Origin of the sequence: Nocardia asiatica NBRC 100129 (genome assembly GCF_000308415.1) — a bacterium.
GTDB lineage: Bacteria > Actinomycetota > Actinomycetes > Mycobacteriales > Mycobacteriaceae > Nocardia > Nocardia asiatica.
Map to the genome: position 1 here is coordinate 21,545 of NZ_BAFS01000181.1, position 7,922 is coordinate 29,466.

At 71.9% G+C, this 7,922-nt stretch carries 7 protein-coding genes; 4 read left to right on the forward strand and 3 right to left on the reverse strand.

The window, feature by feature from the left end; translation table 11 throughout:
* Nucleotides 1-204 precede the first annotated feature (204 nt).
* Nucleotides 205-1,260: a uroporphyrinogen decarboxylase gene (gene hemE / locus ON27_RS17215; protein ID WP_043727837.1), complete on the reverse strand. Its 1,056-nt coding sequence runs from the start codon at nt 1,258-1,260 to the stop codon at nt 205-207.
* Nucleotides 1,261-1,404: 144 nt separating this feature from the next.
* Here hemE and ON27_RS17220 point away from each other — a divergent pair, with 144 nt between their 5' ends.
* Nucleotides 1,405-2,043, forward strand: coding sequence for a DUF3000 domain-containing protein (locus ON27_RS17220; protein ID WP_086007498.1), 639 nt, complete (start codon nt 1,405-1,407; stop codon nt 2,041-2,043).
* Nucleotides 2,044-2,185: 142 nt separating this feature from the next.
* On the forward strand, nt 2,186-3,424 hold the full coding sequence (locus tag ON27_RS17225) for an HRDC domain-containing protein (RefSeq protein ID WP_043727840.1): 1,239 nt from the start codon (nt 2,186-2,188) through the stop codon (nt 3,422-3,424).
* A gap of 28 nt (nt 3,425-3,452) precedes the next feature.
* On the opposite strand, the gene dxs is transcribed toward ON27_RS17225, so the two are convergent.
* Nucleotides 3,453-5,351 carry a 1-deoxy-D-xylulose-5-phosphate synthase gene (dxs, locus tag ON27_RS17230; RefSeq protein WP_043727842.1) on the reverse strand — a complete coding sequence of 633 codons (1,899 nt, stop codon included), beginning with the start codon at nt 5,349-5,351 and terminating at the stop codon, nt 3,453-3,455.
* A 428-nt stretch (nt 5,352-5,779) separates the two neighbouring features.
* Here dxs and ON27_RS17240 point away from each other — a divergent pair, with 428 nt between their 5' ends.
* Together ON27_RS17240 and ON27_RS17245 are read left to right on the forward strand one after the other, a co-directional pair.
* Nucleotides 5,780-6,454, forward strand: a complete 675-nt coding sequence (locus ON27_RS17240) for an SIMPL domain-containing protein (protein ID WP_043727876.1) — start codon at nt 5,780-5,782, stop codon at nt 6,452-6,454.
* A gap of 145 nt (nt 6,455-6,599) precedes the next feature.
* On the forward strand, nt 6,600-7,403 hold the full coding sequence (locus tag ON27_RS17245) for an enoyl-CoA hydratase (RefSeq protein WP_043727847.1): 804 nt from the start codon (nt 6,600-6,602) through the stop codon (nt 7,401-7,403).
* Nucleotides 7,404-7,407: 4 nt separating this feature from the next.
* Here ON27_RS17245 and ON27_RS17250 read toward each other — a convergent pair.
* On the reverse strand, nt 7,408-7,922 hold a 515-nt coding region (locus ON27_RS17250; RefSeq protein WP_043727848.1), incomplete at its 5' end, for a class I SAM-dependent RNA methyltransferase.

The following is a 7,922-nucleotide window of genomic DNA, read 5'->3' on the forward strand; positions in this document are numbered from 1 at the left end:
TGTGCCGTGCGGACGACCGCCGAACGGGCGGCGCCCTATGACCAGCGGCACACCACCGACCGCGTGGCTGCGCGTCGCCGGTCGATCTCTCCCGGGGTCACTACATCGAGCGCATCGCCCGTGCTCGGATCGGCGACGCAGCGTGCGCGCCGCTCGAGGCCGCCTCCGGCGCTCGACCTTGCGCCGATGCCCCTGCTTACCCGCTCAGAGTGTGTGGACGAGCTCCACCAATGCCGTCAGCACGCCCGGATCGGTCTCCGGCAGCACTCCGTGGCCCAGGTTGAAGATGTGACCGGACGCGCCGAGCGTGATCGCCTCGTCCGCTTCGCGCGCGATCCGCCGCGCCTGCGCCTCGATCGCCTCGAACCCGGCGAACAGCACGGCGGGATCGAGGTTGCCCTGCAGGGCTTTTCCGGGTCCGACGCGGCGGACGGCCTCGGTCAGCGGCACCCGCCAGTCGACACCGACCACGTCGGCGCCCGCCTCGCCCATCGCGCCGAGCAGCTCGCCGGTGCCCACCCCGAAGTGGATCCGCGGCACCCCCGCGTCGGCGATCTCGGCGAAGACCCGCTCCGAATGCGGCAGCACGAAACGGCGGTAGTCGGCCAGCGAGAGCGCACCCGCCCAGGAGTCGAACAGTTGTACCGCGTCGACGCCCGCTGCCAGCTGAGCCTGGAGGAACGCGATGGTGATGTCGGTGAGCACGCCCAGCAACGCGTGCCAGGTCTGCGGGTCGGCGTACATCATCGCCTTGGTGCGCTCGTGGTTCTTGCTCGGGCCGCCCTCGACCAGGTAGGAAGCGAGCGTGAACGGCGCGCCCGCGAACCCGATCAGCGGCGTCTCCCCCAGCGCGTCGAGCAGCAAGCGCACGCCATCGGTGACCGCCCCGACCTCCTCGGGCCGCAACCGGGGCAGTGCGCGCACGTCGTCGACCGTCCGCACGGGCGCGGCGACGACCGGCCCCACGCCGGGCACGATGTCCAGATCGATTCCCGCGGCTTTGAGCGGAACGACGATGTCGGAGAACAGGATCGCGGCGTCCACCTGGTGCCTGCGGATCGGCTGCAGGGTGATCTCGCAGACCAGCTCCGGATCGAAGCAGGACTCGAGCATTCCGATGCCCGCGCGAACCTCGCGGTATTCGGGCAGCGAGCGTCCGGCCTGGCGCATGAACCACACCGGACGCCTGCTGGGCGTCGCGCCGGTGGCGGCGGCCAGGAACGGGGCATCGGTCAACCGGCGACGGGTTTGAGTGCTCATCACGGCTATCGTATGCGGGCCCGCCCGCAGGGGCGGACGCGGAGGCGGCGACGACCGCGTGGTCGACGACCGGGCAGTCACCGCACGGCCCGTAGCGGCGCGCCTCCGACCGCGCCGGGTGCACAAGGTCTACCGTCAGCATTCGTGACACCGCTCGACTTCCGCGACGGCGCCGCACCGACCGAAGGACCTCATGGCGAGCCAGCTCAGTTTCGCGCCGCGGTCGAGGCGATGGGCACCGCTACCGTGCACCCTCGGATCGAGCTCGCGCCCATCCGGCCGCCCCAACGACTCGCACCGTACTCCTACGCCATCGGCGCGGAGGTCGCACATCCGGAAACCCCTGTGGTGCCCGCGGACTCCGAAGGCGACGCGTTCGGCAGGCTGATCCTGCTGCACGATCCGGACGGCGACGACACCTGGCACGGCACCCTCCGCCTGGTCGCCTACATCCAGGCCGACATCGACGCCGCGCTCGCCACCGACCCCCTGTTGCCCGAGGTGGCGTGGAGCTGGCTGGTGGACGCGCTGGAGTCGCGGACCGAACCGTTCACCGCGCTCGGCGGCACGGTGACCTCGACCAGTTCGGTCCGCTACGGGGACATCGCCGGTCCACCGCGCGCCCATCAGCTGGAACTACGCGCCTCGTGGACGCCCGTCACCACCGACCTGCGCCCGCACCTCGAGGCGTTCTGCGAGGTGCTGGCCTACGCGGCCGGGCTGCCGCCCGCCGGGGTGACTCAGCTCCAGGTACCGCCAGGACTGTCCCGCGATCACCCCTGAGCGCGCATGCCCCTGAAGGGGCGTGACCTGCGCCGGGACAGCCGTCGCCCGGTCCGGCGGGTACGTCGCGCCGGAGCCGCCGACACACTTATGCGGCGATAGGACGGCGGCGCCGTGGAGTCGGCACGTAAAGTTCAACACCATGTCCGTACCAGACGAATCCGAAGCCTCGGCCGCGACGCCCCTGCTCGCGCCGGTGGAGGGCGTGCCGCCGGTACTGGACACCGCCGCCGAGATCAACGCGGCCGCCGCCCTGCTGGTCGCGGGCACCGGTCCGCTGGCCGTGGACGCCGAACGCGCCTCCGGGTTCCGCTACTCCGCGCGCGCCTACCTCATCCAATTGCGCCGCGCGGGCGCGGGCACCTTCCTCATCGATCCCATCCCGGTCACCGATGCGCTCGCCCCGCTGGCGGAGGCGATCAACGGACTCGAATGGGTGCTGCACTCCGCCGATCAGGATCTGCCGGGCCTGGCGGAACTCGGCCTGCGTCCGGCCCGGCTGTTCGACACCGAATTGGGCGGACGCCTGGCGGGTTTCGAACGCGTCGGGCTCGCCGCGATGGTGGAGCGTCTGCTGGGTCGCGCGTTGCGCAAAGGGCACGGTGCGGCCGACTGGTCCACCCGGCCGCTGCCCGCCGACTGGCTGAATTACGCCGCCCTGGACGTCGAGTTGTTGCTGGAACTGCGCGACGCCGTGGCCGCCGCTCTCGACGAGCAGGGCAAATCCGATTGGGCCGCGCAAGAATTCGAGCACATCCGCACCTTGGATCCGCCCGCGCCGAAGGCCGAGCGCTGGCGGCGCACCTCGGGCATCCACACCCTGCGCCGCACCAGGCAGCTGGCGGTGGTGCGCGAGCTGTGGACCACGCGGGACGCGCTGGCCCGCGCCCGGGACGTGGCGCCCGCCCGTATCCTGCCCGATGCCGCGATCATCGCCGCGGCCACCGCGGAACCGAAATCCATCGCGCAATTGCGCACGCTGCCGGTGTTCGGCGGGCCGCGCCAGCGCAGGTACTCCCGCGAGTGGCTCACCGCGATCGAGCGCGGCCGCACGCTGCCCGACAGCGAGCTGCCGCCGCTCACCCAGCCGTTCGACGGACCGCCGCCGGTCAACCGCTGGGAGCGGCGCGACCCGGCCGCGGCGGCCCGCCTGACCCGGTCGCGAGCCGCCATGGGCGAGCTGTCGGCCGAGCACTCGATCCCGGTGGAGAATCTGCTCGCGCCCGACCTGGTGCGCCGCCTGTGCTGGGACGGGCTGCCCGACTACGACGTGGCCGAGCCCTCCGCCGTCGACGGGTACTTGAAGTCCGGCGGCGCCCGCCCCTGGCAACGGGAACTCGCGGTGCCGCGGCTGGCCGTCGCGCTGCGGCCGGTCGACTAGTACCCGGCCGCCCCGTCGAGTCGCGGCGTCAGCGGGCGGCCAGCCACCCGCTGATCCGGCGGGCGATGTCGGGGCCGGTGAGGCCGAGTTCGGCGTGCACCTCGCCGCGCGAGGCATGGTCCAGGAATTGCTGCGGCACACCGAGATCGCGCGTGGGGATGTCCAGCCCGGAGTTGCGCAGGCGAGCCGACACCGTCGAGCCGATGCCGCCGTGCAGCCCGCCGTCCTCCAGCGTGACGACGATCCGGTAGTTCTCCGCGAGCTTCAGCAGGGTGTCGGAGACCGGCAGGACCCAGCGCGGGTCGAGGACGGTGACCGAGATACCTTCCGAGTCCAGCAGATTCGCCGCTTCCAGGGCCGCGCCCGCGAACGCTCCCACCGCGACGAGCAGGACGTCGCCGTGTACCGCCTGCACCGAGCCGCCGTCGGGCTCGGCCATCCGCAGCACGTCGATCCCGTCCAGCCGTTCGACCGCGGAGATATCCTCGGCCACACTGCCTTTCGGGAAACGCAGCGCGGTGGGCCCGTCGTGGACGGCCAGCGCCTCGGCCAGTTCCTCGCGCAGGGTCGCGGCGTCGCGCGGAGCGGCGACCCGGATGCCGGGAACGATCCCGAGCACCGACAGATCCCACATCCCGTTGTGGCTCGCGCCGTCGGAGCCGGTGATGCCCGCGCGGTCCAGCACGACGGTGACCGGCTGCTTCAGCAGCGCAACGTCCATCAGCAACTGGTCGAAAGCGCGGTTGAGGAACGTCGAGTAGATCGCCACCACCGGATGCATGCCGCCGAGCGCGAGCCCCGCCGCCGAGGCCATGGCGTGCTGTTCGGCGATGCCGACGTCGAACATCCGGTCGGGGAAGCGCTCCCCGAACGCGGCCAGCCCGGTCGGGCCCGGCATCGCCGCGGTGATGGCCACGATGTCGGCGCGGCGTTCGGCGTGGGCGATCAACTCCTCGGAGAACACCGACGTCCAGCCGCGCGCCTTCGGACCGCCGACCGGGACGCCGGTGAGCGGGTCGATGGGGTCACAGGCGTGCATCTGGTCGGCGACGTGGTTCTCGGCGGGTGCGTACCCCCGGCCCTTCTGCGTCACCGCGTGCACCACGACGGGGCCGCCGAAATCCTTGGCCCGGCGCAGCGCCGCCTCCAGGGCGACGACGTCGTGGCCGTCCACCGGCCCGACGTACTTCAGGCCGAGGTCGCTGAACAGCTCCTGCGGGCTGACCGCGTCCTTGATGCCCGCCTTCACCGCGTGCACCATCGAGTACGCCGACTCGCCCACCCCGGGGATGCTCTTCAGGATGCGCTTGCCCGCGTCCAGCGCGTGCTCGTAGGCGGGCTGGGTGCGCAGCGCCGTGAGCCGCTCGGCCAAGCCGCCGATGGTGGGCGCGTAGGAGCGGCCGTTGTCGTTGACCACGACGACCACCGGGCGATCCGGAGCGGCGGCGATGTTGTTGAGCGCCTCCCAGCACATGCCGCCGGTGAGCGCGCCGTCGCCGACGACCGCTACCACGTGCCGGTCCTGCCCGCTCAGCGCGAACGCCTTCGCCAGGCCGTCCGCGTAGGACAGCGCCGCCGAGGCGTGCGAGGACTCCACCCAGTCGTGGGCGCTCTCGGCGCGGCTGGGGTAGCCGGACAGGCCGCCCTGCTTGCGCAGCGAGTCGAACTGATCCTTGCGGCCGGTCAGGATCTTGTGCACGTAGGCCTGGTGCCCGGTGTCGAAGATCAACGGGTCGGCCGGCGAGTCGAAGATCCGGTGCAGCGCGATGGTGAGCTCGACCACACCGAGGTTGGGGCCGAGGTGGCCACCGGTCGCGGCGACTTTGCGCACCAGGAACTCGCGGATCTCCTCCGCCAGCTTGCGCACTTGCGACACGGTCAGCCGGCGCAGATCATCGGGCGTGTCGACCCGGGAAAGCACTCCCACCTGAACTAGCTCCCTCCGGATAGCGCATCTGATCCGATCAGTCTACGGAGCGGCGGCCGGTGCTCCCGCACGAGAACGGTCACACCCTCCGACATGGGGTCGGAATGTGAGCCTCGACATACGGTACCCGGCTCGGCGCGACCGGGTGGCGTGCCCCGGGCAAGTGGTCTCGCGGACAACCGAACCCGGCGTCGCGGCGCGGACCGTCGACGATGCCGGCCACCGGCGCCGGGCGGCCGTTCCGCGGCGCCGGAGAACAACCTTCGAATTCGCTGCCATGCGGTTCGATTCGTTCGGCGTCCGCCCGGCCGACACCGAAGGCCCGTGGGTGATTCCAGGACCTGACGGGGCCGAGTCGGCCGCGATCGACCGCCGCGGCGGGCACGATGGTGCGGTACGGATCGACAGCGATCGACGAGGAGAGTCCGGTGAGCAAGAAGAACGATTCGCGGGCGGGCACCGTCACGACCTACGGGCACGGCACCGCCCGCGCCACGCCGGACCTGATGCGGGTGACGATCTCCGTCGAGTCGCGGGCGAGCAAGGTCGCGCTCGCCTACAGCCAGGCCGGTGCGCGCGTGGCCGCGGTCGCGCGGTCGCTGCGGTCCGACGGCGTCGACGGCGGGGACATCGCCACCAGCGGACTGTCGGTGCAGACGGAGACGGTGTGGACCGAGGGCCAGGGCAACCGCATCACGGGATACCTGGCCACCACGTCGCTGACGGTCGCGTTGCGCGACATCGGCGAGGACGCCGATCCCGCTCCGGGAACCGTCATCGCCAACTGCGTCGAGGCGGGCGGCGACGACGTCCGTCTCGGCGGTCTGGTTCTCTCCTTCGCCGACCAGGAGTCGCTGCTCACCCGGGCCCGCGATGCCGCGTGGGAGAACGCCATGGCCAAGGCCGAGCAGTACGCGGGGCGCGCGCAGCGCACACTCGGCAAGGTCGTGGAGATCACCGAGAACACCGCCTCCGCGCCGCCCGTTCCCCGCGCGCAGTCCCTGTCCGCGCCGATGGAGGCCTACCGCGCCGCCGCCGTCCCGGTCGAACTGGGCGAAAGCGAGATCTCCGCGGGCATCCGGGTCACCTGGCAGTTGGACTGACGGCATCTGCGCCGGGTCGGCCCGGACGAGCGAACGTCCCGCGGCGGAGACCGCATGGCAGTGACTCTGATCGGACGCCCGCGCGAATTCGCCGCTGCGCCGGGCTCGGCTGCCTATATTGAGGTCGTCCCCGATCGGAGGTCGTATGTCGTTCGTGCTCGTCGACACGCCGCGGCCGCATGTCGCCCTGGTGACGCTCAACCGGCCCGAACGGATGAACGCGATGGCGTTCGACGTGATGATCCCGCTGCGCGAGGCGCTCGAGCAGGTGCGCGCCGACAACGACATCCGCGTTGTCGTGCTGACCGGCGCGGGGGCCGGTTTCTGCTCCGGCGCCGACCTGACCAGCGCGGGGAAGGTGCCGAACGTCGACGGGCTGACCGTCGCCAGTGTCGCGCGGCGGTCGATGGATCTGCTCAACGACGTGATGATCACGCTGCGGCGGATGCACCAGCCGGTGATCGCCGCGGTCAACGGCGCGGCCATCGGCGGCGGGTTCTGCCTGGCCGTGGGCGCCGATATCCGGATCGCCGCCGCCGACGCGTTTTTCCGAGCCGCGGGCATCAACAACGGCCTCACCTCGGCCGAACTCGGCATCAGCTATCTGTTGCCGCGGGCCGTCGGCGCTTCCCGGGCGTTCGAGATCATGCTGTCCGGCCGCGACGTGGACGCGGCCGAAGCCGAACGCATCGGCCTGGTCTCCCGCACGGTCGCGGCTACCGAGCTGCTGGATACCTGCTACGACCTGGCCGAACGCATCATCGGCTTCAGCCGGGTCGGCACCGAGCTCACCAAGCGCATGCTGTGGAGCGGCATCGAGGCGGGCGGATTCGAATCGCACATGCAGCACGAGGGCATGGCCCAGCTCTACGTCCGTCTCACCACCGGCAATTTCGACGAGGCGATCCGCGCCCGCCGCGATCGCCGGCCGCCGGTCTACGAGGACTGATCGCTCACCGCCGCAGCAGTGCGAGGCATTCGACGTGGTGCGTCGCGGGGAACGCGTCGAAGGCGCGCAGATCGGCGAGCCGGTAGCCCGCGGCCTGATACAGGCCGAGATCGCGGGCGAACGCGGCGGGATCGCAGCCGACGTGGATGATCCGGTCCGGCCCGCTGGCGGTGACCGCGCCGACCACCTCTTTGCCCGCGCCCGCGCGGGGCGGGTCGAGCACGACGACATCGGGGGCGGCCGCGCCGACGTGCTCGAGCACCCAGCGCTCCACCCGCTGCGCCCGCAGCTGCACCCACGGCAGATCACGCAACGCGGCGGCCCCGTCGGCGACCGCGGACCGGGCGGATTCCACCGCGAGCACCGCGCCACCGCGCCCGGCCTGCTCGGCGAGGCGTGCCGCGAAGACCCCGGCGCCGCTGTAGAGGTCCCACGCCCGCCCGCCGGGCCCGAGACCCGACCACTCCGCGACCAGATCCGAATAGCGTTGTGCCGCACCGTGATGCGCCTGCCAGAAGC

What these genes read in the sequence shown, in the direction of transcription:
- ON27_RS17225 (WP_043727840.1), top strand. Translation starts at nt 2,186, where the DNA reads ATGTCCGTACCAGACGAATCCGAAGCCTCGGCCGCGACGCCCCTGCTC.
- hemE (WP_043727837.1), bottom strand. Translation starts at nt 1,260, where the DNA reads ATGAGCACTCAAACCCGTCGCCGGTTGACCGATGCCCCGTTCCTGGCC.
- ON27_RS17245 (WP_043727847.1), top strand. Translation starts at nt 6,600, where the DNA reads ATGTCGTTCGTGCTCGTCGACACGCCGCGGCCGCATGTCGCCCTGGTG.